We start from the raw sequence: 25,086 nt of genomic DNA, 5'->3' as shown, positions 1-25,086 counted from the left end.
CGGTCACGATCGCGGAATCGCATCCAACCGACTGGAATCCTTCAGCTTGATCCGGCATACCGGTTGCCTTTGCCCGAGCGGAGGCGGCCATGCCGGGGGAGAGGGTTCCAATGAAGAAGATCGTCGAGGTACTGCGCCTCAAGCACGAGGCGAAGCTCAGTCACGCGCAGATCGCCCGGGCCTGCGGGCTGTCCAAGGGGGCGGTGAGCAAGTACGTCAGCCTGGCCCAGGCCAAGGGGCTGAGCTGGCCGCTGCCCGAGGGCACGGATCAGGGGCGGCTTGAGGCGCTGCTCTACCCGGCTCAGCGACCGCCGGAGCGTTTCGCCGAGCCGGACTGCTTCCAGATCCATCAGCAGCTCAAGCGCAAGGGGGTTACGCTCCAGCTGCTCTGGGGCGAGTACGCCGCCGTCCACGGCGAACGCGCCTACCGTTACAGCCAGTACTGCCACCGCTACCGACAGTGGCGGGCTCGGCAACGGCGCAGCATGCACCAGCTCCACCGCGCCGGGGAGAAGGCGTTCATCGACTACTGCGGCACGACGGTGGAGGTCATCGACCCCGATACCGGTGAGCTGCACCGTGCGCAGATCTTCGTCGGTGTGCTCGGCGCCTCGAGCTACACCTTTGCCGAGGCCACCTGGAGCCAGTCCCTGGCAGACTGGATCGGCTCGAATCAGCGCATGCTGCGCTTTTTCGGCGGAGTGCCGACGCTGCTGGTGCCGGACAATCTCAAGGCGGCGGTGACCCGGGCCAACCGGTACACCCCGCAGGTCAACGACACCTACGCGGAGATGGCCGCGCATTACCACAGCGCCGTGTTACCGGCGCGGCCGTACAAGCCGAAGGACAAGGCCAAGGCCGAGGTCGCTGTGCAGCTGGTCGAGCGCTGGATCCTGGCGCGACTGCGCCATCAGCGCTTTTTCTCCCTTGCGCAGCTCAACCAGGCGATCTCGGCGCTGCTTGTCGATCTCAACGAGCGGCCCTTCCAGGGGCGCACGGAGAGCCGCCGCGACCTGTTCGAGGCCATCGACCGGCCCGCGCTCAAGCCGCTGCCGGCAGATGCCTACGAGTTCGCCGAGTGGCACAAGGCCAAGCCGGGGATCGACTACCACGTCGCTTTCGAAGGGCGGCTCTACAGCGTCCCCCATGCCCTGGTCGGCCAGACCCTGGAGCTGCGGGTCACCGCCACGGCCGTCGAGATCCTGCACAAGGGCCAGCGGGTCGCCGTCCACGCCCGTTGCGGCAAGGGGCGGTACGCCACCATTACGGAGCACATGCCCAAGTCCCACCAGGCCCACCGCGAGTGGTCACCGGGGCGTTTCCAGCGCTGGGCCGCGGCGATCGGCCCGGCCACCGCCGCACTGGTCCGCTTCCAGCTCCAGGACCGGCCTCACCCGGAGCACGGCTACCGCGCCTGCCTGGGCCTGCTCAACCTGGCTCGCCGCTATAGCCAGCCGCGCCTGGAGGCGGCCTGCGCCCGAGCCCTGGCGCTGGGGGCGCCGCGCTACAAGAGCGTCGCCTCCATGCTCAAGCAGGGGCTCGATCAGCAGCCGCTGCCCGACGACAGCGAGGCGCAGGACGAACTGCCGGTCCACACCAATGTCCGCGGCGCCGGGTACTACCACTGAGAGGGGACGAAGCCATGCTCCATCAACAGACGATCGAACAACTGCGCACGCTCAAGCTCACCGGCATGCTCGAGGCCCTGGAGCAGCAGCAGGCGCAGCCCCAGACCCACGAGCTGTCCTTCGAGCAGCGCCTGGCCATGCTCGTCGAACGCGAGCGTCTGCACCGCGAGAACCGCCGCCTCGCCCGGCTACTCCAGCAGGCTCGGCTGCGCGTGCCGGCCTGTGTCGAGGACATCGACTACCGCCACCCCCGCGGCCTGGAGAAGCCTCGTATGGCCGCCCTGGCCCAATGTGACTGGATCCGCCAGGCGCAGAACCTGTGCCTGACCGGACCGACCGGGTGCGGTAAAACCTGGCTGGCCTGCGCGATCGGCAACCAGGCCTGCCGGCAGGGGCTATCCGTGCGCTACCTGCGCCTGCCCAAGCTCTTCGAGCAGCTGCGCATCGCCCACGGCGATGGCTCCTACCCCCGGCTGATGGCCCGACTGCTCAAGACTGAGCTGATCATCATCGATGACTGGGGTATTCAAAAGATCAGCGCCGCTCAGCGCCAGGATCTGATGGAGGTCATCGAAGATCGCCACGGCCGGCGCTCAACGCTGATTGCCAGCCAGATGCCCGTCGAGCACTGGCACGAGCTGATCGGCGAGGCGACGCTGGCCGACGCCATCCTCGACCGCCTGCTCCACGGCGCGCACCGACTGGAGCTGCGCGGTGAGTCGATGCGCAAACAGCCTCCGCCCGGCGCCCCAGAGCCCGCCGATGACCCCGCCACCCCTGACGACAGCGTTACTGCGTAACGGAGATCGCCACCATGGCCCGTACCAATGCACAGCGCCAAAGCGCCTTCCGACAACGCCACCTCAAAGGGATCGACGAAGACATCGAGATGCTCGAGCGCATCAACGCCCTGGTCCACTTCGCGGCCAAGCGGAACCTCGAGCGCCTGGCCTGCCATCACGGCATGACCCAGCGAGCCGTGCTCGAGTGGGTCCTTGACGATGCCGTCGGGCGCGTCCTGAACACCCTCGATGGACCGGCGCAGGACGCCTTCCTCGACCTCGAACCAGCGTTACGCAGTAACGAAGGAGGTGAAGCCAAGCGTTGACGGATCGTGACCGGTCCACGTAGAAAATCCATTCCAGTGCGGAACCGATGTGCAGACCGGTCACGATCAGCGGAATGAGAGCGGTCACGTTCGCCGGAATGCGCAGCCGATTAGCACCAGGCTGTTGGGTAGCAGCTAACTGCTCGTATGTCGGGGCCGGCGAAGATCATGCCGCACGGTGGGCATTCAATCAGTCCGCGAGTCCGGTGTGCTCAAGGGTCACGCGCTGGAGGTGGTCCCGGCAAAGAGCTCAGCCATACCGGCCGTGTCTCGGATGCGGATCGTGTCGTTGAACGTTGCCTCGGACAGCGGTAGCGTTAGCTATGGAGTGTGTAGGCATTGGTTCATTTTGTCCCAACGTTATGAGTAACTGGACCTTTCGGCGCTACGCCAATCGATCTGCCTGCCTGCGCTGAATGTCCGGGGTGAACAGGTTGGGGATCGTCGCGACAGGGGGGAGGGGGTATGCCGAAGCGAGGGCCAGCGGAGCTACATGCGGCATGCGAGCACTACCTCACGACCTTTTTTCACGATAGAGATTCCGAGTCATCCAAGGCCCTCGCGGCGCCCGAGATCTCGGGGTTTGGCACCGGCATTGACGAGAAGGTCTACGAAATCGAGGACGCTGCCGCGCTCTATGCGCGGGATGTGGAGCAAGTTCCCTCACCAGTACATTACACCCTCCGACGCAGCAAGGCGTTTCTGTTGTCGAAGGATATGGGACTGGTCATGGGCGAGATGGACTGGCACCTTCATCTGGCCGCTCAGAACGTCATCATGCGCGAGGTCCGGTTCTCACTGGTGTTTCGGCAAGAGGGGAATCAGTGGCAGCTCTGCCATAAGCACCTATCACAACCGAGTACGGTCCACGGCTACGGCGAGGCATACCCGCTGAAGGAGCTTGAAGACAGGGCGGCCGTGCTTGAGCGCATGGTTGCTCAACGCACGGAGGAACTTGAAGCCGCGCACGAGAAGCTGCATCGACTGGCCACGACCGACCTCGTCACTGGGCTGCATAATCGGTATCACGCAGACGAAGTCCTGCGCAACGAGCTTGCTCGCCGCGCTCGCGCCGATTCCGACCTGGCCATCATCCTGCTCGATGTGGACCACTTCAAACCGATCAACGATTTTTGGGGACACCATACCGGTGACGAGGTGCTGCGGGCCTTGGCGGCGGTTCTTCGGGAACGCGTGCGCGAGACTGACACGCTCGGACGCTGGGGTGGTGAGGAGTTCATCCTCATCTGTCCGGCTACGAACCTTTCCCAGGCTATTAGCCTTGCCGAAGACCTCTGCCAGCGCGTGGCCGCTCAGAGATTCCCTGTGGATCGCGATGTGACCGTGAGCCTGGGCGTGACGGCTCACTATGCCGGCGAGCCCGGTCATATTCTATTGGAGCGCGCCGATCGGGCGCTCTACCAGGCAAAGGCCGCTGGCCGTAACCGCGCTGTTGCACTGATGCGATGATGAAGTCCAAACCGCCGGTTCGAGCCGCAGTCTCCATGCAGGTTGCCGCCGCCTTTAGGCCCTCGAAAGTTGCGAATCCCCCACGCGAAGCGATTCTCGAGGGGGGGAAGTGTCTGTGTTGACCAGAACTCCGCTGATTTTGGGATGCTCCCTCGGCACCGGTGACCGTTGGCAACGGTATGCTCAGGGCGGCGATCAGGGCTGGAGTTCGCCAATGATCTTCCGAGTGATCCTGGACACCTCCGCTGACACTCTACCTAGCTGGTAATCCGCATCATGCTCGATCAGTAAAATCCGGACACCTTCAACTGCTACTTCTAAGCGCTGATGGATCTGCAGGGCCTCGGCGAGAACGCCAAGCGCCTCATCCCGGACCGCTGGGTCCACGCCTTCGCTAGCGAGAAACGAGTCGGCCACCGCGCGGAACACCGCACACTGACCCTCAAGTAGCAGCTGAGCCTCCACCAACCGGGCTTCACTGCCACCATCGGGGTCGAGCGCCTTGTCTCTGCTCGCGCCGCTGATCCACCGCTGAAGCCGATACGCGACGCGGGTGCAGCCCTCCAGCTCTGCGCAGGCTTCTCGAAAGGTCGGGCAGGAATGCGATTGTGAGATGACAAACGTGCTCAGCCTATCGATATCTCGGGCCAACTGGGAGCACCAACTGCGGAGAGTGGCGGCATCATCGTTGTTGGACATGTCGTTGGGCCCTCGTTCCATGGTGGTGCGCCGGAAAGCAGACCACCCAGCCAGTGGCTGCAGCATCGCGGCAGTCTTCGACCCTGTTAGAAGCCTGAGCATATATACAGCAACAGTGCTCATCGTTCAACTCACGCCCTTGGCCGCTCGGCCTGGCCGGCACGACCACGGGGCTGCGCCCCCGCTCTGCAGTGGCAGTTTTTCGACCACCACGCATGGAAATTTCCGTGCGGATCACAGGCTATCCAGTTCGTAACCGAGGCGCTCTTTTTTTTCGATGATCCGGATCTGTTCATCCTCTGCCGCCCGCATGGATGGAAAAGGTTTTGATGGGCCCTGGCGCCCAAAAGAGCCAACCTTTCCCCAGCGGCAAACAAGCACAGCGGCATCAAAGAGGTCCTCGCGCACCTCCACGTTGTACCAAAGCTCTCCCTTTTCAGTCTTTTTGTTCATGTGCATGATATTCTCCCTGTAAGTCGAATGATGTTTTTGGTTCGGTTTATTTGATACAGGTATCACCGCAGGCCAGAAGCGAACGGCGCTCTGTGCTACGTTCTTTCAAAGCAGGTGGTTCTGCAGCTTCAATTTACTGGGCCTCGCATTGTTGGCCTCACTGGTGAGCCTGTGGATGTTGGACTTTCAAGTAGAAGTAGAGAGACCTGTGCAGGCCCGGCAGTCACGGCAAAACATGCTGGATCAGAGGCTCCGAACGGTAGGATCGATGCTGATTGATCACGGTCACCGCCCCGCCAGGAGAGAAAGCTGGCGGGCCGAGCTGAATGTGGCGAATCGGGTACAGCCGGTGAAACTCGATGAGCGGGGTTGCAATCGAGGAGGAAGGGCAGGCCGCCCTTTCCTCCTGGCGGGGCGGTTCTTGGCGACCTAGGATCGGCTGCGTCTAAGCGGGCTTGTTTCCCAGGGTGTAAGCGCCGGTGGAGTACGAGATCAGATACGGGTCCGGCTGCCGGGCCTTTCCGCTGACTGCGCTGGTTGTCTTGGCGTTTTGGATGTCATCGTTCCCCCCGCCAGGAGAAAGGGGCCGCGAATCCTCCTGGATTTCAATCAAGTTCATCGGCGTTCTGCGATACTGCTAGGGCTAATACTCTGATCTCGCTGGCAAGCGCGGTTCCATAACTGACTTTACCTCGCGCTCTGCGGGTTAGTTTCAGTTATGCTGCCGGTCCCCGCGGCTGAAATCAGAAGATAAACGATCCGCTCTGGATCAGGGTTGCTTAGCGGGGTTTGCCTAGGGCACACAGGTGGCGACCCCTGCTTCCCTGGCGGGGTGGTCTTGGGTCCTTAGTCAGTGTTGGTCATGCCCATAGAGATAGGCCTTTCCGTATCAAGCGGGCCGAGCACAAGATACCACTACACTGACCACAGGTTTTGTCCCTGCCGGCCACAGGAGTTGCCGCCCCTCTTTTACGCTACCTTTGCCCCGACCAAGGTCGGTTCATCTTGGCGGGGGCATGCCTACCCGGAACCAACCATGGATCATCGCGTACCTTTTCCATGCGGTATGTAATCCTTGTAATTCGCCTTGTACCCCCTTCAGGCTGTTCGTAAGTACCTGTTCCTACGATTGTTGTTGTTTTTGTAATCCTGTAATCTCGTAATCTATAAAATTGAGACAAGCGAACCAGATTCCATCTAACGGGTGCACTGAAGTGGCGAGATGTCATAGACAAGGTATCTGTATCACAGATGGCGAAGAAAGAGGCGATTACAAGATTACAAGATTACAGTTCGCCTACGACATGTTGTTCTTGGTTATGTGCGTAGCTCAGCGTGCGCCTGATGCTGGGCTTGGCCTGCAGAAGCGGTACGGCGAGTCAGGGGGCAAGCATGGGCAGAGCTCCGGTGGAGGGGTGATAAAAATATATATACGGACACTTCCGGCCCGGCGACAGGCATTTTCAGCTGCGTACAAAATCAGGTTGTTTATTTGCTCGTGGACGCGTGGGCGATATCCGACCGCCTGACCTTTTGGGTTTACAACAAACATCGGCGCGGCAACTCTCTCTAGAGGGGGTTCGGACAACTCTAATGCGCCGCGTGGTAAAGGGTTGTTAGCATGCCTGCCCGGCTGTGCAAACCAGGCGGTCATCGCAACAGCCGAATGGGGCCGGGGTTATCTGAATCGCGCCTAAGGTTTCTCTCCGAAGCAGCCACCAGTCTTACACCTAGCGTCATCCGAAATCACCAACAGACAAGTAGGTGGTGACCTGGCAAGTGGCGTTAAGTTTCTTAACATAGCTGCAATCTCCGCCTTCTGAGGTGATGCCTTTAGTCGTCTGGGCCTACGCAGAAGTAGCAACTCCCTCTGAAATGAAATCCTGCGTCAGCTGAAAAAATTGAATTCTTTGAAAGCCTAGGGGCCGTCTTGAATCAGCACCGAGGTTGTTGGTTTGCCGTTTATCCTGTATGACTTGACTCCCGTTCCATCCGCTGACAAGTTCTTAAAGATCTCAGTCTTTTTGTTCTTCAGGTGTGGGATCTCCTCAGGTGCTTTGCTCTCGATAAGAAAATCGTGCAGCATTTTAGCCGGGTTTTTCAAAAAAAGGCGCTTCTTCGCAGTGTCTTGAATCAGGAACGGAGAATGAAATCGTTCGGTTAAAAGCCATGTCCGGAACTCATCGGAAATCGCTTCAAAGGAATCCTTGAGGTCGCTGAGCTCTTGAGAAATGCTGTGCCTTCTATGAAAATCATTCAGGTACTTCGTTGCCTCTCGGTCTGCCAAGTCTCGTCCCATAGAACGATAAAGCGCCACCTGGTTATTGAGGTGCTCCGCCATCCAGGACGTAACTGTGCTCCGGTAGCTCGTGGTGTTTTCGTTGAAGAGATCCCGCTCGTTAAGGGTCCCGGTCTTACGGATGAAGCTGAAACGCCGAGAGAACTGTTCCTCGACTCCATGATCAGTGGCCATATCCGGAACATTGTCCGCGGAGGTGAAAAGCTTCGCGAAAACGGGGACTCTCGATGCCAATTGGTGTTTCGGTGCAAGCTCGAGTGTGTGCTCAAGCTGTTTGATTTCGGGTTTTATGGAATTGAACTCGTTTACAACGAGCACCCATGAACGTATGAAATCGCGAGGCGTTTTAGCGACCGGCGACCCTTGGAACATTTTTTGGATCTCCGTGACAGAGAGCTCCACCACAAGGCCGAGATCGGCTAAGCAGCTAGTGAAAAACCCTTTCCCCCAATCAGAGTCTGCACGCAGCCAAAGAAATGCTTTTTTTCTGTCCCTAGAAAAGCGGGCGGCGGCAAACATATTGAGCACGTCGACACATTCCGGGAAGTGCTCCTTGAAATCTTTGATGATGCTTGGGTCTGGTTCGGTGGTCTTTTTAAAACCGGTGTGTGGGATTGTAATATGTACACTGTTTTGTTTGACTCTAACTCCGGGTTTGGAGGCGAACATATCTTCTCGCCACATGCTTCTGCTTGCCTGGGCTGTGGACTTGAGCTCGGTAAAAAACTCATCCCACGGCATCCTGGTGATACGGCGCACTTCTCTTTGTGTTTTGTCCCGAGAAGTTTTGGGGGGCTGTATAGAAATAACACGCGACTTGATGAATTCGGTGTTTGCAATATCTCCGAAGCGGTCTTTGAGAAAGCGAAGGACATCCTTCTCCTTCAAAACGACATAAGAACCGTCATCGTTAATACAGAAAAAATCATATCTCGAGATGTCGAAAAAACACCGTTGGAAAGCGTTCTGGATGGGCGTTTTGTCGATGTTCAGGGCTTCAAGCTTGTCAGCGTCTTCCTCCTCGTCAATGTCCAGCTCACGACACATTGTTTCTTTGATCACACTTTGGAGGCGTGCTGCTTTTTCTGCGAAGGTATCATCGTCATCTTCAGGCTTCCAATAGGCTCCCGTGACCGAGCCACCCCAGAAGAGTGCCAAGGGCGAAACAGACATGTCCCCACGGATGGCCTGCAGGGCATTGTCCTTGTTTTTCTTCGAAGACTGCGGCCAAAGTGGGCCGCCGCGCACTTCGCTTGTAGGTTGCTTTAGCTGTGATTTCAGCATGATCCTGCCTCTTTCTAGTCGTTTGGTTGATGCCTCGGGTCTGTGTTCAGGCTTGAGGCCTCGTCGAGCTGTTTGGGGTTCTGTAGGGACTAGGTGAGGCTGTGCAGAGAATCCGGGGTGTTGGGAAAAAAAATGGCCATCGGCGGATCGGCCGTTGGCATTGACTGGGCCGATGGTCCGGAGTCTTCGGCTCGGGCGTGCCGCGTCGGGCTGGAAGGTGGGAGCCTTGGCGGCGGGTGTGTTCGGCCCCGAGTCGGGGGGGGCCGGATGATGGTCATCGAGTGTTCGAGGTTGTGCATTCGATGGCCGAAAGGTGCGGGAGTTATTGCCGTTGGTACGCAAGCACTTGGCTGTAAAAGTGGAGTGTAGTCGCTCCGGCGATCCGGAAGTCGGAGCTTAGGTTTCTGGCTGGATGGGGAGTCTTGAAGGTCTGTCGAAGGTGCTCGCGCGCTCTGAAAGGAGCGGTAGGCAGTGCCACCGCTCCGCGGTCACGTTAAAGAGGAGATGTTGTGCTAGTCGTCATCCTGGTCCCGCGTGAAGGCATGTTCCTGGTTCTGCGCACACAGCCAAACAGCCTTGAAACGCTTCAAGAGGTCCTCTCGCTTGCGGATCAGCCGCAGAGCCTCGTGGATGAGTTCCTCAGTCTCAGGGGTATAGGTCGGGCTATTACGGATGCTTCGGATTGGATAACGGATGGTCTTTGCGGACCAGACCATCAATCGCCCGTCCCGAGGCGAGGAGCCCCTGATATTCTTCTTGCTCGGCTTCGCAAACCATTGCTTCCACGTCGGGTGCGGGCAACCGGCGCAGTTTCGGCCGCAAGAGTTCATATACAAAAGAACGGCACCCGGAACTCTGTCTTGGGCGGCCCGCAGTCGCTGCTCGATGTATAGGAGCTGCTGCGTGATCAACGCCACCAATGCAATGCAGTACTCCATTCGCTCGATTAGGCGGTCAACCCCGCCGGATTCGGAGCCATTCTGGTCAATTGAGCTATCGTCTGAACACATCTCGTCACTCCTTTATCAAAGTCCATACGTTGAGGGCATGCCTTCTCAAGACCCGGCGGAAAGCCCTGAATCGGATACTTCTCCGCTCTTGCGCTCGTCCATGCTGAGAACCGGTCAGGCATGGGGAGCGCGACGCCCTTGAGTTCGGCTGCCTCGGCCCATCTCACGCAGAAACCTCGGTGCCGGTGGCCGCAGCTGGAAGGGCCGCCGGTCCGCCGGCCGTCCAGGCTGCAGGTAGGTACTCAAGATCCCCGCTGTGGTGATAAGGGAAGGGAGTGCAGAAAAAAGCGAGTGATCGAGATCGGGGAAGGCTTTGAGGAGAGGCGACCGGCGCGCGCTGGCCTTGATCCGGCTACACTGCCACCGGGTTGAGGGGCTTGCAGCGAGGGCTGTGGCAGGGCTGGTGAGGAACTCCAGACGGTAAGGGCCATGCCCGGGGCACGCGTTGGTATCCCATGAGCCTGGCCCGGTTCGTCAGCAACGCGCCCGGAACGCCCGGCTGCGCCCGTTCTCGGTCATGCCCCTCATCCCTGGCGGGGGAGAGAGAGGGTTGCTCACGCCGCTTCTGACCGAAGTCGATCGAGAAAAAGCCAGAGCTCTTTGCGCTCGAGCGGCTTATTGAGATAGGCATCGCAGCCGAGGCCGAAACACTCCTGCTGGAAGTGCTCGAGCGCATGGGCGGTGACCAAAGCGATGGGCGTGTGCGCCAGGGCGTGCTCAGCCTCCTGTGCCCGGATTTGCCGCAGCGCATCACGGCCATCCATCTCGGGCATCTGGAGATCGAGCAGGATGACATCGGGTCTCGAGTGCTCCCAGTGCTCGATGGCCTCCCGGCCGGTCTCCACCCAGGTGACTTCCTCGCAGCCGGCCTGAGTGAGCAAAGACTGGATCAACAGGGCGTTGGTTGGCTCATCCTCGGCAACAAGGACGCGCAGGCCGCTGCCGGGAGACGTGCTTGTATCAACCTCGGTCTCCTGAGAAGTGTGTTGCACCGGGGTGGCCGAGGCGGCCGGCGGCATGATCACCGTGAAGTGGAAGCTCGTTCCGCGGCCCGGCTCGCTCTCCACCGAGATGTCCCCACCCATTAGCTTCACCAGCTCCTTGCAGACCTTCAGCCCCAGCCCGCTGCCTTCCTTGCGGGCAAGGGCAGGGCCGGCCTGCCGGAACGCCTCAAAAATCTGGGGCTGATCCTTTTCGGGGATGCCGACTCCGGTATCCGCGACGGTGAAGTGGAGCTCATTCTCCGGTGAAGCCCGCTCGACCTGCACGCGGATGCCGCCGGTCTCGGTGAAGCGCAGGGCATTGCTGACCAGGTTGTAGAGCACCTGACCGAGGCGCACCGGATCACCTCGGACCCGGCAGGGCACGTTGGTGCTGGAAGACCATTCCAGATACAGGCCCTTCTGTTCAGCCAGTGGTGCGAGAAAGCCTAGCTGGGCATTCATGAATTCGCACAGATCGAAATCCTGCTCGCTTAGCTGAACACGGCCGGCTTCCAGCCGCGAGAGCTCCAGGACGGTCTCGATCAGCCCCAGCATGGTCCGGCCGCCGGCTCGGCAAAGGTCAACATGCTGACGCTGCTGCGGATCAAGCTCGGAGTGAGCCAGCTGATCCAGAAACCCATGGATGGCATTGAGCGGCGTGCGCAGATCGTGGCTGACCGCGGCGAGGAATATCCTCTGGTCCTCGAGCGTGCGCTGGCGCTCTTCTTCCAAAGTCCGGCGCTCGCTGATATCGCGCAGGATTCCGGCGGCGTGCCAGCGCCCGGCAATCTGTACGGGTGCCAGGGTCAGCTCCAGGGCGACCTCGTGTCCGTCACGGTGGATGGCCACGACCTCAGTCTGTTGGCCCACGCGGGTTTTGCCGCCGGACTCTCGGAAATAGCGCATACCCGCCTGCATGGCCGCCCTGTGGCGCTCGGGGACGAAGCGGTCATGGAAAGGTGCTCCTTCAAGCTCTTCAGCGCGATAGCCGAGCAGCTTCTCGAAGGCCGGGTTGCAGTACACCAGCCGGTCCTCGGCATCGATCAGCACGATGGCATCGCGTGCGGCGGTGGTGATTGCCTGGAATTTGGCTTCGGCGGCTTGATGCGCCTGTTCGAGATGGCGCCTGGCGGTGATGTCCTCAAGGATATGGACGGAGTACCGGTAAGCCCCCAGTCCGTCCCGAGCGACATACGAGCGCGATAGGAAGGACCGGCCATCCGGCACGGAGAACTCCTCGGCGGTCTCGGCGCAGCCGGTCTCGGAAGCAGTGCGCTCCCCGGCCGACACCTTGGCCATGGCCGACTGACAGCCGGGCAGGGAACCCACGCCGCGGGGGAAGACGTACCAGTAGGGTTGGCCGATTACCTCTTCGAGCGTGGCGCTGGCCTCCTGGAGGTATGCGCGGTTCGCCCGCAGGATGCGATACTCCTGATCGTGGAGGAAGATCGGATGCCCCATGGCATCCATGGCATCGTCCCAGCTAAGAGTGGGGTTCGCGTCCATCGGGCGCTCCTGGCGTGGTGCCGTCATCGGGGTCCTTCCGCGGCACCAGCGACTTGATCCACTGTCGCAGTTCCGTGCGACCCAGCGGCTTGCTTAGGAATGCATCAAAGAGACCGGTCTCGAGGACCGACTCCACTTCGCTGCGGGCATGGGCAGTGTAAAGGGCAATGGCCACCCGGGTGCACCGCTGGGCTCTCTCCTCAGCCCGGATGCGCTCGGCGAGTTCATCGCCATCGACTCCGGGCATGTGGAGGTCGAGGACCAGGGCATCAAAGCGCTGCGTTTGCCAGGCCTCTAGAGCGCTGGCGCCATCCTCGGCCGTGGTCACCGTGCAGCCGAGCTGCTCGAGCAGAGTCCGGGCGAGGAAGACATTGACCGCCTCGTCATCGGCCACCAACACATTCAGTGCGCTGGCCGGAGCATCCCCGCCAAGCGGAGGAGGGGTGCTATCGACGCCAGTGTCGGTATCGCGCTCCGTTTCCTGTGCCGCCGGCGGCAACGGGAGCGTCACGGTGAACGTGGAGCCCACCCCGGGTGTGCTCTGAAGAGAAATCTCCCCGCCGAAAAGCTCGGTGAGTTCGCGCACAATGGCCAGTCCCAGGCCATGGCCGCTGCGCGAGCCACGGTAGCCGGCGCGATCGAAGGCCGCAAAGATGTGCTCCTGATCCTCCGGGGAGAGCCCCGGCCCGGTATCGCGCACCCGGAAGCTGATCCGTTCATCGGGCTCTGCGCATACCGTCAGATCGACCTGGCCCTCATGGGTGTACTTGATCGCATTACTGAGCAGGTTCGAAAGGATCTGTCCCAGCCGGGTGGCATCGGCCTCCACGGATTGGGGCACGCCAGGGTCGATGCTGCAAGAGAATACCAAGCCGTGTTCTCTAGCCAGGGAGTCGTACACGCTGCGCTGGCTCTCGATCGCCGCATGCAGATCAAAAGGCGCCGGGCGCAGTTCCAGCCGGCCAGCCTGCAACCGGCCGAGATCGAGCAGCGAGTCGATCAGCTCCAGCAGGCGAGCGCTGGCTCGGCGGCAATGCTTTACATACTCCTGGCGCTGCTCTTCGTCCAGATTCGGTTCGGCGAGCAGCTCCATGAATCCGGTCAACGCATTGAGCGGGTTGCGCAAGTCGTGACTGACCGCGTTGAGAAAGGTGTTCTTGGCTTTCAGCGCTTCGGTGAGTTGATGCTGCAGTGTCCGTTGCTCGGTGACATCCTGGGTGGTGCCGCGCACCATCCGGGGCTGCCCCCAGGCATCGAGCTCTGTATATCCGCGCCCAAGCAGAATGCGCTCGCTGTCATCCGAGCCAGTGATGCGATGCTCGACCTCGAAAGCCTGGCCAGATAAGGCTTGCTCCAAGGCTGATTGGAGCTGTGAGCGGTCGGGCTCAAGGATCCGGGCGAGATACGTCTCCAGATCCAGGGTCTTCTCTCGCGGGTCGATCCCGAAAAGCTCGTAAACCTCGCCGGAGCAAAAGAGCGACTTCGACTCCACATCCAGGATCCAGTGCCCGAGGCGGGCGATGCGCTTGACCTCGCGTAGATCCCGCTCATGCTCGCGTAGTGCGTGCTCGGCTTCCTTGATTTGTTGGATGTCTACGTGCGTACCCACCATGTAGATCGGCGAGCCGTCGGCGCCACGGCGCAGGGTCTGACCACGATTCTGCACCCAGAGCCAGCTGCCATCGGCACACCGGTAGCGGAACTCCATGGTAAAAGGGGTGCCCGCAAATAGGTGGCGCTCGAAGGTGGGAAGGATGCGCTCCAAGTCCTCGGGGTGGACGAGATCCCGCCACTGGGCATAAGTCAGAGCGCCCTGTTGCTCGGGGTCAAAGCCGAGCATCCGCCAGGAGGCCGCGTCCCAAGTGGCTCGATCAGCGGCAACGTCCCACTCCCAGACCCCGAAACCGGCCGCCTCCTGAGCCATGCACAGACGCTGCTCATGGGCAAATTGAGTCGATAGATCGATACAGGCACCAATCCTGCCGACAACCTGCCCGCGTTCATCCAACAGGGGAACGACATTCACCTGGGCTCGGAATCGTTCACCGTTGCCACGGATCAGCTCGTACTCACCGGAGTGAGATTGGCCGGCCTTCTGCAGGGCGTTTACCGCTTCGGCGACCTGTGCCCGATCCCCCGGCTTGTGGAAGTCGAGAAAGCTTTTGCCGATCAACTCATCACGCGAGCAACCGAGGATCCACTCGGCACTGCGGCTTGCCTCGCGCACCACACCATCCAGATCAACCTGGGCCACGCTGACGCCCGGTATGGCCTCGAGGATTGACTCCAACTCTTGGCGGCGCGCGTCACTGCGATCCAGCGCCTCGCGCTGCTCAGTGATGTCCTGAATAGTCCCCTGGATGATCCACTGGCCGTGCTCATCCTGCCAGCGCTGGGCGATCTCACGGACCCAAAGCGTGCGCCCTCCGGGGTGAACGATGCGGTACTCGCCCTCGCAGGAGAGCAGGGAGGGATTGTTCTCGAACTGGAATTCGGCGACCTGGTCTCGATACCCCTCGGCGACCCGGGCGATGAACGATTCCCAATCCGGTGGTGGTCCCTTCGGGTCGAAGCCGCAAAGCTCGTAGGTCATAGGCGACCAGATCAGCTTCCCGGTCTCCGGGTAGGCAACCCAGTGTCCGATGGCACCGATCTTCTCGGTTCGCCCGGCGCGTTCCAGGGCCTGATCACGCGCCTGGCGCTGGCGCTCCTGTTCGGTGACATCGTGCTCGAGCCCGACCAAATGAGTGGGGTTGCCCTCGGCATCGCATTCCACTCGGCCGACTGAGCGTAGATGCCGGATCTCTCCATTCGGGCGCCGGATTCGGTAGGTCAGATCCCAGGGCGTATAGTGATCAAAAGCCTTGCGATAGCAGGCCTCCACCCGTGCCCAATCCTCCGGGTGAACATGCTCACGCCAGATCGCCTCCGTCCACGGAGCATGATCAGCGGATGCGTCTGTCCCCGGATACCCGTAAAGCGCGAGGAGTTGCGCATCGGCCGTCACTCGGCCCGAGTCAAGATCCAGCTGCCAGAAGCCGGCCCCTAGGGCTTCGCGGAGCAGGCTGAGCTGGGTCTGCGCATCTGATGGCGCGTCTCCCGGCGCCTGTTCTCTGAGCCTGTCCACCCGTGCGTTGATCCTGCGATGATAACCCGACAAGCGGCAGAGTACCCCAACCGGCCCATGACCACAAAAAACGTCCTTGTTTACGGGCGCCATGGCGCCTGTTCGGGGCTTAAGGATGGCCCGAACAGGCTGTGTTGGACCGGGCCTTCCGGGAAGGACAGCTGGTGTGTCCGAGTCTTTACAACGGATGATGGCTGTGATTGCGTAAAATCAAGATGGGAAAGCAGGTAGCCGGCGGGGTGGCTGCAGATGGTCAACGGAAATTGGCGTTTTTTGCGGAGCAATGGTCCGCCCCGCTCCCCTGTGGTTGGTCTGCTCCTCGTAGACGAGCAGCACCAGATCACGCCCCTGAACAGGGCAGGGCGGGAACGCTTTGGTCTCAAGCAGAGCCAGGTCGCTGTTCCGGCGCGCCGGTTGGGGGTTCAGCTGCAAGCCACTGCGGAAGATCCTGTCCTGAGGTGGCCTTGGGAGCGGCTGCTCGATGCCCAAGCAACAGAAGCGGCCATTGAAGAGACCCTTTACGTCCTCGGTCCACAACAGCAGGAGACTCGCACGCTGTGCTGCCACGCGGCGAGGTATGATGGCGAGGGCAGGGTGGGGCCGGAGGTGCTGGTGGCGATTGTGGACCGAACGGAGCCCTCCGGCGCCGAACGGGAGCATCAGCTCCTGCTCGAGTTCCTTGAGGCGGTTCCGGATTACATAGGGATTGCGGACGCCAGCGGCCGACTTCTCTACCACAACCACGCCCTTCGGTGCGCTCAGGGGCAGGCGGATGAGGTGGGATCGTTCTCCGCCCGGCTGTCCGAGGCCCATGATGCCGAGAGCCTGCAGGGCCTTCTCAATGAGGCGATCCCGACCGCCGAGCAGATCGGGGTGTGGCGTGGGCATACGCGCCTGAGGCACCGGGGGCTGGGCACCGAACTCCCGGTGGAGCAGCTGCTGATGGCCCACCGCGATGAGCAGGGCGCGGTCGTGCGCTACTCCACCCTGATGCGTGATCTCACCGAGCGGCATGCGCATGAATCGGAGATCGAGCGGCTGCTCTACCGTGATCCGATTACCGGATTGCCCAACCGCATGCTCTTCCATGACCGAATCGAGCAAGCTCAGATCCTCCAGGGCGAAGATGATCCCTGGTTGGCTGTGATTGCTTGCGATCTCAAAGGCTTCGCTTCGATCAACGGCAGCCGGGGGCAGGACTTCGGGGACGAAGTACTGGCAACACTTGGTGCCCGGCTGCGCGAGCTGCTGCCCCAGACGGCCACGATCGGCCGGCTCGGTGGGGATCAGTTCGGGATTCTGCTGCCCCAGCTGCGCAGCAGTCATGCGGCGGTGGATTTCGTCGAGCGCATCGTCGGGAAGATCGGTGCTCCGCTTGAGGTCTCGGGTGAGGCGATTCACGTCGGCCTGCGGGCGGGTGTCACGCTCACCCGCTCCACCCAGGAGTCCGCGCACGAGCTCATGGCTCAGGCCGATTCCGCGCGGCGGGAGTCGAAGCGGACAGGGTCGCGTTACGAGTTCTTCCGGGATGAGTTCACCAAGCGGGCGCGGGAGCAGGTCTATCTGAGTACGGAGCTTCGACGTGCCCTGGATGCGGAGCATCTGACGGTGCATTTTCAGCCGCAGGTCGAACTGAGCAGCCGCAGGTGGCTCGGTGTTGAGGCGCTGGTGCGCTGGCACCACACCGAAGAGGGGTGGATCTCGCCGGGGCGCTTTATCCCGGTGGCTGAGTGGGCCAGCCTGATCCGGCGCGTGGGCGAGCAGGTGCTCGACCGGGCCGGTGAGCAATACCGGGTCTGGAGCGAGCAGGGGGTTGCCCCGGGTTGGCTGGCAGTGAATCTGGCTGCGCCGCAGATGGAAGTGCCCGGCTGGAGCGATGAGCTGCTGGCGCAACTCTCTCGGGTTGGGATGGCGCCGGAGGCGCTCGAGCTGGAGATCACCGAGCGCCTCGTGGTCGAACCCTCAGCGGTGATCGTCGACGAGCTGGCCTTTCTGCGTGAACACGGGGTGCGGGTCGCCGTGGACGACTTCGGCACCGGCTACTCATCGTTGCATTACCTCACCCAGCTGCCGGTGGACCGGGTCAAGATCGATCGCGCTTTCATCGCCGACATTGCCGAGTGCCGACGCAAGGCAGCTGTTGTCGAGTCGATCGTGACGCTGGGTGAGCGCCTCGGTATGGAGGTTTTGGCTGAGGGGGTCGAGACGGAGGCTCAGCGATGGGCGCTGCTCGGTGCCGGATGCCGGCAGGGTCAGGGGTTTCTTTTCAGTGCTGCTATCCCCGGCGAGGATTTGCTGGTGTGACCGCGGGTAGATGACCGATCAGCAACCGAGTTTGGCCAAGATGGTGGACGACCACAGCGCGTGATTGTAGCAGGCTTTGGTCGCTCTAGAATCACAGCATGATGCTATCCATATCAGGCCGTGATCCCATGGCGCACCTCGGGATGCCAGTTGAGCCCCGGGTCCAGGCTTTGCCTCCTACGCTCATCCACCCCCACCCCTTCCCCCTGGAGGGGAACCAAAGAACCCCCCACAGTAGAGAGCCACCGAACCTTCTTGAGCCACGCACCCAGACCGCTTTTCGCAAGACAGAACCACCACACCCAGGGAGGGGCAGAACCAAGCGTTCGCAGACTCACCAACAAACCGTTCGCACCCCCCCCAACACCAAGCGTTTGCAAAGCCACCGCACCCGTGCAAAAGACCGCGTTCGCAAGCCATCGTTCGCAGCGTTCGCATGCAAAACCACACCCCATCCCAACGCTCCCACAAAGAGAGAACCCGACCACTCATCCGCCCCTGAGGGCACCCCGGATAGAGGTCCCCGCCAGGAAGAAGGGGGGTAGACAACCACCCACAGAACCGCCGTAAGGATGCAGCGCGCCGCACCCCTCAAAGGCCCCGCAGGGGGTTTAAGGACCGCCAGCACCGGAGAATGAAGGGGCCCTCATATTTCCATTCCCAATCCCTTAGAAAACAGTCGCAAAACCCCGCCGAACCACCACACAACGCCGCCGCCACCAGCCCTCCCGCGCCACCGCACCCAGGCTCATCCATGCCTCGGAGAAGCCATCGCCCAAAACCCAAAGATCCCTCGGCCCATAAGCGCAACGCAAGGCAAAGATTCAATGCGACCAAAGGGGTTTACGGTTCGCTAGAGACGGAGAGTGAAGTTGCCCTCAGATACCCATTCCAATCCCTCAGAGAGCAGTTGCAAGAACCCCGGCACGAAAATCGAACCCAGGCACCACGCAAAATGCGCCGAATCCCCCGGAGACAGACACGCAATTATCAATATCAGGCCCTCGGAGGGAGGCTGCAATGCGCCCAGTGCTTCATCTATCCATAATGGGTTCAATAGCCGCCAGCGCCGGAGAGTGAAGTTGCCCTCATATTCCCATTCCAAATCCATCAGAGAATAGCTGCTCCCCCGCCGAAAAGCCCCAGCCGCCAGCACAGCTACCCACGCTCACGACCCACAGGCGCCCAGCCCGGAGATCGAAGGCGCTCTCAGAGGGGTCTCAAATCGATCGCAGCAGTCAGAGCGAAGGTGCCCTCGGGTGGAGAGAGAAGTTGCTTTCAGGAAGGATCTGGAGCGCTCTCAGGGGTGCCGGTAGGCGGGGGAGAGAGGAGCCGCCGTGAGGGGGGTTCAGCGCAGGGTCGAGTGAAGGTGTTTTGGGGGTGTTTCCAGGAGCACAAAGCTACCCATCTTCGGTGGGGGCGCTAACCTTAGAAATAAATCATCGCGAACCTTGGTCAAGCGCCCCCACCTGAGATGGGGTTCATTCCGGCCCTTTGGCTCTAGCTATTTCCGTGGATCGGCGTGACCTTCTCGCCCTGGTACGCAGAGGGGTGGTCAGCCCGGAATTGCTCCTGCCCCTTGATCAGATCCTCGAGGTCATCCTGAGGCAGCAGCACGGTGCCCTTGGCCTTCTCGTACATCCGCACGAACGCGACCTTGGCATCGGTGTGTCCCTCTTCATAGAACTCAGCCGGGAACAGCGGGCCCATCTCTTCGTCCTGAGCAATAAACCGCAGGGCCCGATCCAAATCCTGCTCGGCCGAGCGATCTGCGGGCGAGAAGAAATCCGGCGGGATCTGGTCAGCCAGGATCATCGCACCAATCGGTGAAATGCCGAGATAATGGGCGATCCGGCGAATCACATTCTTGCTGATCTTGTCGCCCGTGATTCGTCCAGCGCGCAGGTGGGTAAAATACCCATGAGAAACGCCGAATCTGTCTGCGAGAACGGCATGGTCATCGCCACGAGTGCTCGCCTCATCAAAAAGCATGCGAACCAAAGCATAACCTGGTTCCGTGGTATCAATAGACAGGCCGATGCCGCGCTTGCGATTTTGCTTGCTCACAGATTGCTCCCGTTTGCTTGAGAAGTGGAAAATGTTCACATGAAAAAGTATCTGCTAGAGTCGAGAAAAAATCAAGGGAAGTCCGAAGAGGGCTAGCGATAGATTGCACGCCGAATTGCTTTTTAATGATGGTCCTTCACCTCCTGTCATCATCTGAGTTATGGAATTTTCATAGTTGATCATAAAACATCCTGGTGTTTTCGATGCTTCCCGATGCCATCAGCAGGCGACGAAGAACGTCACTGAATGACGAGACAGGTGCGATGCAAACATGCCCCTCGAACACCGACCCCGCCAGCACGCACCAGGCGAGCGCGAACGATTTCGCGCGCCACGCGAACGGGTTTGCGAAAAGCTTCGGTTTTGCCGCGAACACTTTCGCGAACGAGGTTGCGAATTCTTTCGCGAACGGGGCTGCGAACCGGCCATCCCGAAAGGGGGCCCATGGAGCTTCGCTGCTGAGAAGCGCTCACTTTTTGCACGGCTCACTCGGGCTGTTCGCGCCGGGCAGCTCCGGCTGCTTACACCCCACTCCAGCCATCTGCTCACAGAGCAGGATGAAGCGGCGCGTGCGCATGGATCGTTCTTCGTTGAGGTGGTCAGAACGGAGATCCTGCGCCCGGATGGTGCATCGTGCGCTGAGCTCAGCTATGGAGAGGTCTGCACCTTCTGGGATCACGTGGTGATCCGCGGAGGGCGCCTGAATCCGGGGCCGGCCGTGCTGCGCCAGAGGCTGCTCAGACACCTTGTCCAGTCCGCGGACAGTGAACCAAGGGCCACGTCCCCGAGCTGCTGCCCCTGGGCGGGGCATGCCGTTACGCAACCTCGGTGATCTCTTCAATCGAGCCGATGGCAAGGACCTGTAGTTGAAGCCGCTTCCGACCCTCGTGCCGGGCAACACGAAGCCGATAGACCATCCGCACGGTCTGGCCGACCTGGGCGGCCATGCTTCGCGGGCAATAACGGTGGATGGCCTCGACCTGATGCTTTGTGGGCTCGGACGTGCCGGCCGGGATCAAGTTGTAGAGCGTATGCTCGTTTGCGGCCCCGGTGGGGCGCTGATTGACTACGAGAAAGCGGGAGTCGAAAGTCGGCTCTTCAAACCCATCGCCCCATGGGCCGCCGGCCTCGACAGCCAGAGCCAGGTCGAGCGAGAAGCTCTCCAGGCCCGGGTCGCCGTCTGAATAGATGACCGGTGCGGGGACTTTGCCACCCACCTGCTCGGCAACGGCCTCTTCAAAGCGATCGGCCAGCCGTTGCCGATTCCAGTGGTCGGCGGACAGCTCCGCGTGGTTGCGTAGTTGCCGGTGATCGATCAGTACCCGTCTGCCCTGGTGCTGGAGCGTATCGAAGACATCGCAAAGGTCGAACGGACTCAGTGAGTACGCAGCGCCTTGGAGCCAGCCTGTAACCGAGGTAAGCGCGATCACCGGCCGATGGAGTCTCTCGGCAAGCCGCCCGGCCAGGGTGCTCATCATCGACTCCGGCCAGTGCTCGGCATAGACGGTAGCCGAGAGCCGTGTGGGGTCGTCGAGCTGCTCCATGGCTTCCTCAAGCATGCTCTGCTCGAGGGCCGTCGCGCGTGCATAGCTGTCATCGAGGTCCCGGGCCAGCGTCTTGGCCAGTTCCTCGTCCTCGCTCAGGAAGCAGTCGATCACAAGGTGGGGATCGCCAAAATGGAATCCGGCGCTGATGCGAGGGTGGATCTCTTCACTAAGATCTGCAGAGCTCGCCGACAACATCGGGCGCTGGGCAACGTCAAAAAGGGCTTGAAGGCCGGGGCAGGCGAGCCCGGCTCCGATGATCCTCAGACCGCTGCCTGCGAAATGCCGGTTGCACTGGTCAAGTGGCATCTTCGCGGCGATCGTTGCTGTGGCAACGATATCGAGCAGCCAGCGCGCCTCGTAGTCTCCGGCCGGGTGCTCGCGGTGATGAGCCAGCGCGCGGAGCGCGGAAACTATGGAGTAGGCAACGGCGGCGCCGCACAGGTGTTGGGCCGGGAACGTGTTCTCGGGCAGGGCAGGGTTAACGATAGCCACGGCATCTGGCCTCGTTTCGCCGGGGTGGTGGTAGTCCGAGATGATGACCTCGGCGCCCAAGCCATTGGCATGCGCCACGCCTTCGCTGGGGCCGGTGCCGTGGTCGATGGCCACGATCAGATGCGGTGCGTGATCCTCGAAAGCCTGGTCGACCATCTGCCGGCTCAGGCCGAAGCGCACGTGCTTTGAGCTCTGCAGGTAGTAACGGACATCCATCCCCATATCCCGGAGTCCGCGATAGGCTACGGCCAAGGAGTAGGCGGCGCCCGGGGCACAGTCCGCGATGAGCGCGACCCGCTCGCCATTGTTGAGAGCCAGGAACAGCCTCTGCGTTGCCGGGATCAGCCCCGGGAGGCCCTCGGGGCTCGGCAGTTTATTGATGTCGTACTCGAGCTGTGTGGCCTCGCGGACGCCGCGCCGAGCATAAGCTTCGGCCAGGAGCGGCGGGCCGATCGTGCGTTGAAGCCGCTCGAAAGAGAGTTCATCAAGGAGTTCCCTGCGGATGATCCTGGGGCTCATGGCCACCTCCGTTTTCTGCACTGTGCGTTCTACTGTTGGTTGAGAAGCGCTTAAGCGCGCCCGGCGGCCATGAAGCTTGTGCCATCCAGGGCCCGGAAAGAGCGCGGCGGGGGCAAGTTGTCCGGGGCGAGCTCATCGAGCCAGCTCTCGAGACAGTGCTGCAGCTGCGGGTCGATGATGGTCTGCAGGACTCGGGCATGGAGGCGCTGGCGAGCCTCGTAGGCAGAGCCTGTTGGATACGATTGGAGTTCCCGTTGGAGCCAGACGTAAACGGCCATGTAGCCTTCCGGCGTTTCAGGTTCAAAGCCCAGGTGCAGGGCAAGTAGCTCGCCGAAGAAACGATCCAGGGTGATGCGCAGGCGGCCCTGGTCGGCGGTTCGGAGGTTGTAAGTGTTCATCCAGATCCTGCTCCTGTGGTCATGGCCGAAATCACGCCGGCGAGAGGGGCTGCGTATCAGAGGTATCCGCTCACGATTTCGCCTTGTTTCGATTTGATGTGCCCGTCTATTTAAAGTAATCCGAGTTTTTCGATCTGGCAAGAAAAAAGAGCGCAGAGGTTCCGGGCGATGTCCAAAGTGTGATCAGAGAGGTTGACTCTGGGGTGATCGAAACAATGTTTGGCAAACTGCGTTGGGATCTCAACGGTGGCGCTTGCGCGCCTTGAACAAGGAAAAGGCACGCCACGGAACCTCGCCGTTTGCCGCGTTGTGGAAGCGTTGGAAGCCGCGGGAATTCAGATCATTGAAAATGATCCGGCGGGCGATACATGAATCGGGTTGAGGTTAGGACAGGAGGGTCGCGCAATTTCGGCGTTGAGAAGAGGGCGCACTGCGGGTGATTGGATCACTTAGCCTCCGGCTCGGAGGAACCCCAAAGGGCGCTATCCAAATCTGTGTGGGTGACGGCTTCATCAGGTCAGGCCGCGGCAGCACTAGATGTTGTGCGATAGGGTGAGGCCGGCAGATGGGTGAGCTTGCCGCAGACCAGGTAGCTGATCGTGATCAGATTCCGCAGATGACGGAAGCCGCGGGCACGCGCCTTAGCCGCTTGGATCTGGGCGTTCATCCCCTCGACAGCGCCGTTCGACAGGCGCGAGTCGAAGCGATTGAGGATGCCCTGCCAGTGGGCTTTGACGGTCAGGGCGAAGCGTTTGAACGGCTCCAGCCGGCAGCGCCGGGCCCAGCTGTACCACTTCTTGAGCGCCCGCTCGGCTTCGTTACGGTCGCGGGACTTGGTCAGGATGTCCCGCAGCATCTCCTTGATCCGCCATGCGCGACCGGTCTTCAGGCGCATCCGCGAGAGGTGGTGCAGCTCCGTGATCTGACGAATGGAGAAGCGATAGGCGTCCTTGAGCCAGAGCCAGCGCGATCCCTTGAGCACCGGCACGATGCGCACCTCGGCGCGGCGGACCTCGTCGACAGCCTCGTTGGCGAGCTTGACGATGTGGAAGGCATCAAAGGTGATGGCCGCCTGCGGCAGGTGGCGCTGTACGCCGGCAATGTAGGCCTTGCTCATGTCGATACAGGCCGCCTCGATCGATTCCGGCTCGCCGCCATGTTGCCGCAGGTCCTCGGCAAAGCGCGCCACCGTGCTCTGGCTGCGCCCCGGGCAGGCGAAGAGCAGCCGGCGGGCATCCAGGTCCTGGAAGATGGTGATGTAGTCCTGTCCCCGCCGCGCGGCCGTCTCATCGATGCCCACGGCGCGGACCTCGCTGTAGTCCTCCTGGGCCCGGGCAGCGCCGACATAGTGATCGAGGATCCGCCACAGCGCGTCATCGCCGACGCAGAGCAACTCGGCCACCTTGCGCACCGGCATCTCGCGGCAGAGCGTGACGGCCATGGCCTCGAACAGCTGCGAGAACCCGCTACCCGGTCGCGCCCAGGGCACCTCGACCTGTGTGGTCTTCCCGCAGTCCTGACAGCACACCCGCGGCACGGCGGCGTGGATGTAGGCCTGGTGTTCGAAGAAATGCAGGTGCTGCCACGTACGCTGACGGGTGTCATGGACGGGCTGCCTCTCAGCGCCGCAGGCCGGGCAGGCGAAGCGGCTGCCGCTGGCGAAGGTGACATCGAAGTCGATGCGTTTGGCCTCGGCATCGAAGCGGATGTCGCTGACTTCCCAGGGCGCGCTCAGCCCCAGCGCGGCGGTGAACAGGGCGTGCTCGGTGGCCATGGCAACTCCTCGCTTGGTCAAGACGGCGAGGCACAACATATAGGGTCACGCCGGCGGACGGCTACCCCACTACAAGCCGCTGACACCCACACGATCCGCGAAGGGGCCACCCCAAAGTGCTGGTAGGATGGGGCGTTTTGGAGGGTGGCGTCGGGCGGAGCTGCGAAGTGGCTCACTGGTTTTTGAGCTGGCCGGCGCACGCATTTTTCCAGAGAAGGTTCTGTGTGCCGCGCGTCAGGGCGCCTGGGGACTGAGCCCAGCGGTCGGGATCTGGCGCGCCATCAGTGTCCAGCGGCTGCGCTGGCCTGATAGCTGGATGTCCACAGAGAGGTAAAGGAGAGCAGCTCACGGTGCCGCTGCTTCTGGTTAGGGAGTGAACGTACTGAAAACGCTTCGCCGATTCCGCAAGAGGTTGAGT

At 61.3% G+C, this 25,086-nt stretch carries 15 protein-coding genes; 5 read left to right on the top strand and 10 right to left on the bottom strand.

Translation table 11 applies throughout. The features are described 5' to 3' along the window. The first annotated feature begins 89 nt into the window (after positions 1–89). The 4 genes from istA (at position 90) to LRG10_RS05240 (ending at position 4,206) form a co-directional block, all read left to right on the top strand. A complete protein-coding gene (istA, locus tag LRG10_RS05255) occupies positions 90–1,628 on the top strand; it encodes an IS21 family transposase (RefSeq protein WP_238634861.1) in 1,539 nt (512 codons plus the stop codon). Between the two features lie 14 nt (positions 1,629–1,642). Then, positions 1,643–2,428: an IS21-like element helper ATPase IstB gene (gene istB / locus LRG10_RS05250; protein ID WP_238634860.1), complete on the top strand. Its 786-nt coding sequence runs from the start codon at positions 1,643–1,645 to the stop codon at positions 2,426–2,428. Positions 2,429–2,442: 14 nt separating this feature from the next. After that, positions 2,443–2,736 carry a hypothetical protein gene (locus tag LRG10_RS05245; protein WP_238634859.1) on the top strand — a complete coding sequence of 98 codons (294 nt, stop codon included), beginning with the start codon at positions 2,443–2,445 and terminating at the stop codon, positions 2,734–2,736. Between the two features lie 465 nt (positions 2,737–3,201). Next, positions 3,202–4,206 (top strand): diguanylate cyclase, encoded by a 1,005-nt coding sequence (locus LRG10_RS05240; RefSeq protein ID WP_238634858.1) that lies wholly within the window; start codon positions 3,202–3,204, stop codon positions 4,204–4,206. 195 nt (positions 4,207–4,401) lie between these two features. Here the strand turns inward: LRG10_RS05240 and LRG10_RS05235 are convergent, their stop codons facing one another. From LRG10_RS05235 to LRG10_RS05210, 6 genes are all read right to left on the bottom strand, one after another. Next, on the bottom strand, positions 4,402–4,905 hold the full coding sequence (locus LRG10_RS05235; protein WP_238634857.1) for a hypothetical protein: 504 nt from the start codon (positions 4,903–4,905) through the stop codon (positions 4,402–4,404). Positions 4,906–5,139: 234 nt separating this feature from the next. Next, positions 5,140–5,364 carry a WGR domain-containing protein gene (locus LRG10_RS05230; RefSeq protein WP_238634856.1) on the bottom strand — a complete coding sequence of 75 codons (225 nt, stop codon included), beginning with the start codon at positions 5,362–5,364 and terminating at the stop codon, positions 5,140–5,142. A 1,912-nt stretch (positions 5,365–7,276) separates the two neighbouring features. Further along, positions 7,277–8,941 carry a hypothetical protein gene (locus LRG10_RS05225; protein ID WP_238634855.1) on the bottom strand — a complete coding sequence of 555 codons (1,665 nt, stop codon included), beginning with the start codon at positions 8,939–8,941 and terminating at the stop codon, positions 7,277–7,279. A gap of 512 nt (positions 8,942–9,453) precedes the next feature. Beyond that, on the bottom strand, positions 9,454–9,951 hold the full coding sequence (locus tag LRG10_RS05220) for a hypothetical protein (protein WP_238634854.1): 498 nt from the start codon (positions 9,949–9,951) through the stop codon (positions 9,454–9,456). A 554-nt stretch (positions 9,952–10,505) separates the two neighbouring features. Next, positions 10,506–12,440 carry a PAS domain-containing sensor histidine kinase gene (locus LRG10_RS05215; protein ID WP_238634853.1) on the bottom strand — a complete coding sequence of 645 codons (1,935 nt, stop codon included), beginning with the start codon at positions 12,438–12,440 and terminating at the stop codon, positions 10,506–10,508. Next, the gene (locus LRG10_RS05210; protein WP_238634852.1) at positions 12,418–15,567 is read right to left on the bottom strand and encodes a PAS domain-containing protein; all 3,150 of its coding nucleotides are present in this window, start codon (positions 15,565–15,567) and stop codon (positions 12,418–12,420) included. The genes LRG10_RS05215 and LRG10_RS05210 overlap by 23 nt, the downstream gene beginning before the upstream one ends. A gap of 612 nt (positions 15,568–16,179) precedes the next feature. On the opposite strand from LRG10_RS05210, the gene LRG10_RS05205 reads away from it, so the two are divergent. Next, on the top strand, positions 16,180–17,871 hold the full coding sequence (locus LRG10_RS05205) for an EAL domain-containing protein (RefSeq protein WP_238634851.1): 1,692 nt from the start codon (positions 16,180–16,182) through the stop codon (positions 17,869–17,871). Positions 17,872–19,371: 1,500 nt separating this feature from the next. On the opposite strand, the gene LRG10_RS05200 is transcribed toward LRG10_RS05205, so the two are convergent. The 4 genes from LRG10_RS05200 to LRG10_RS05185 form a co-directional block, all read right to left on the bottom strand. Then, the gene (locus LRG10_RS05200; RefSeq protein WP_238634850.1) at positions 19,372–19,938 is read right to left on the bottom strand and encodes a hypothetical protein; all 567 of its coding nucleotides are present in this window, start codon (positions 19,936–19,938) and stop codon (positions 19,372–19,374) included. 815 nt (positions 19,939–20,753) lie between these two features. Beyond that, positions 20,754–22,496 carry a DHH family phosphoesterase gene (locus LRG10_RS05195; protein WP_238634896.1) on the bottom strand — a complete coding sequence of 581 codons (1,743 nt, stop codon included), beginning with the start codon at positions 22,494–22,496 and terminating at the stop codon, positions 20,754–20,756. 50 nt (positions 22,497–22,546) lie between these two features. Continuing rightward, positions 22,547–22,894 carry a hypothetical protein gene (locus LRG10_RS05190; RefSeq protein WP_238634849.1) on the bottom strand — a complete coding sequence of 116 codons (348 nt, stop codon included), beginning with the start codon at positions 22,892–22,894 and terminating at the stop codon, positions 22,547–22,549. 517 nt (positions 22,895–23,411) lie between these two features. Further along, entirely contained in the window at positions 23,412–24,668 is a 1,257-nt protein-coding gene (locus LRG10_RS05185) for an ISL3 family transposase (RefSeq protein WP_238634842.1), read from the bottom strand. Positions 24,669–25,086: the final 418 nt, after the last annotated feature.

Source organism: Halorhodospira sp. 9628, from assembly GCF_022228075.1.
GTDB classification, from domain to species: Bacteria; Pseudomonadota; Gammaproteobacteria; order Nitrococcales; family Halorhodospiraceae; genus Halorhodospira; species Halorhodospira halophila_A.
The sequence above is the reverse complement of the archived record's forward strand: the minus strand, read 5'-3'. Positions and strand labels throughout refer to the sequence as shown.

Excerpts from the sequence above, each read along its gene's own strand:
- istA (WP_238634861.1), top strand. The coding sequence starts at position 90 with ATGCCGGGGGAGAGGGTTCCAATGAAGAAGATCGTCGAGGTACTGCGC.
- istB (WP_238634860.1), top strand. The coding sequence starts at position 1,643 with ATGCTCCATCAACAGACGATCGAACAACTGCGCACGCTCAAGCTCACC.
- LRG10_RS05245 (WP_238634859.1), top strand. The coding sequence starts at position 2,443 with ATGGCCCGTACCAATGCACAGCGCCAAAGCGCCTTCCGACAACGCCAC.
- LRG10_RS05240 (WP_238634858.1), top strand. The coding sequence starts at position 3,202 with ATGCCGAAGCGAGGGCCAGCGGAGCTACATGCGGCATGCGAGCACTAC.
- LRG10_RS05235 (WP_238634857.1), bottom strand. The coding sequence starts at position 4,905 with ATGTCCAACAACGATGATGCCGCCACTCTCCGCAGTTGGTGCTCCCAG.
- LRG10_RS05230 (WP_238634856.1), bottom strand. The coding sequence starts at position 5,364 with ATGCACATGAACAAAAAGACTGAAAAGGGAGAGCTTTGGTACAACGTG.
- LRG10_RS05225 (WP_238634855.1), bottom strand. The coding sequence starts at position 8,941 with ATGCTGAAATCACAGCTAAAGCAACCTACAAGCGAAGTGCGCGGCGGC.
- LRG10_RS05220 (WP_238634854.1), bottom strand. The coding sequence starts at position 9,951 with ATGTGTTCAGACGATAGCTCAATTGACCAGAATGGCTCCGAATCCGGC.
- LRG10_RS05215 (WP_238634853.1), bottom strand. The coding sequence starts at position 12,440 with ATGGACGCGAACCCCACTCTTAGCTGGGACGATGCCATGGATGCCATG.
- LRG10_RS05195 (WP_238634896.1), bottom strand. The coding sequence starts at position 22,496 with ATGAGCCCCAGGATCATCCGCAGGGAACTCCTTGATGAACTCTCTTTC.
- LRG10_RS05190 (WP_238634849.1), bottom strand. The coding sequence starts at position 22,894 with ATGAACACTTACAACCTCCGAACCGCCGACCAGGGCCGCCTGCGCATC.
- LRG10_RS05185 (WP_238634842.1), bottom strand. The coding sequence starts at position 24,668 with ATGGCCACCGAGCACGCCCTGTTCACCGCCGCGCTGGGGCTGAGCGCG.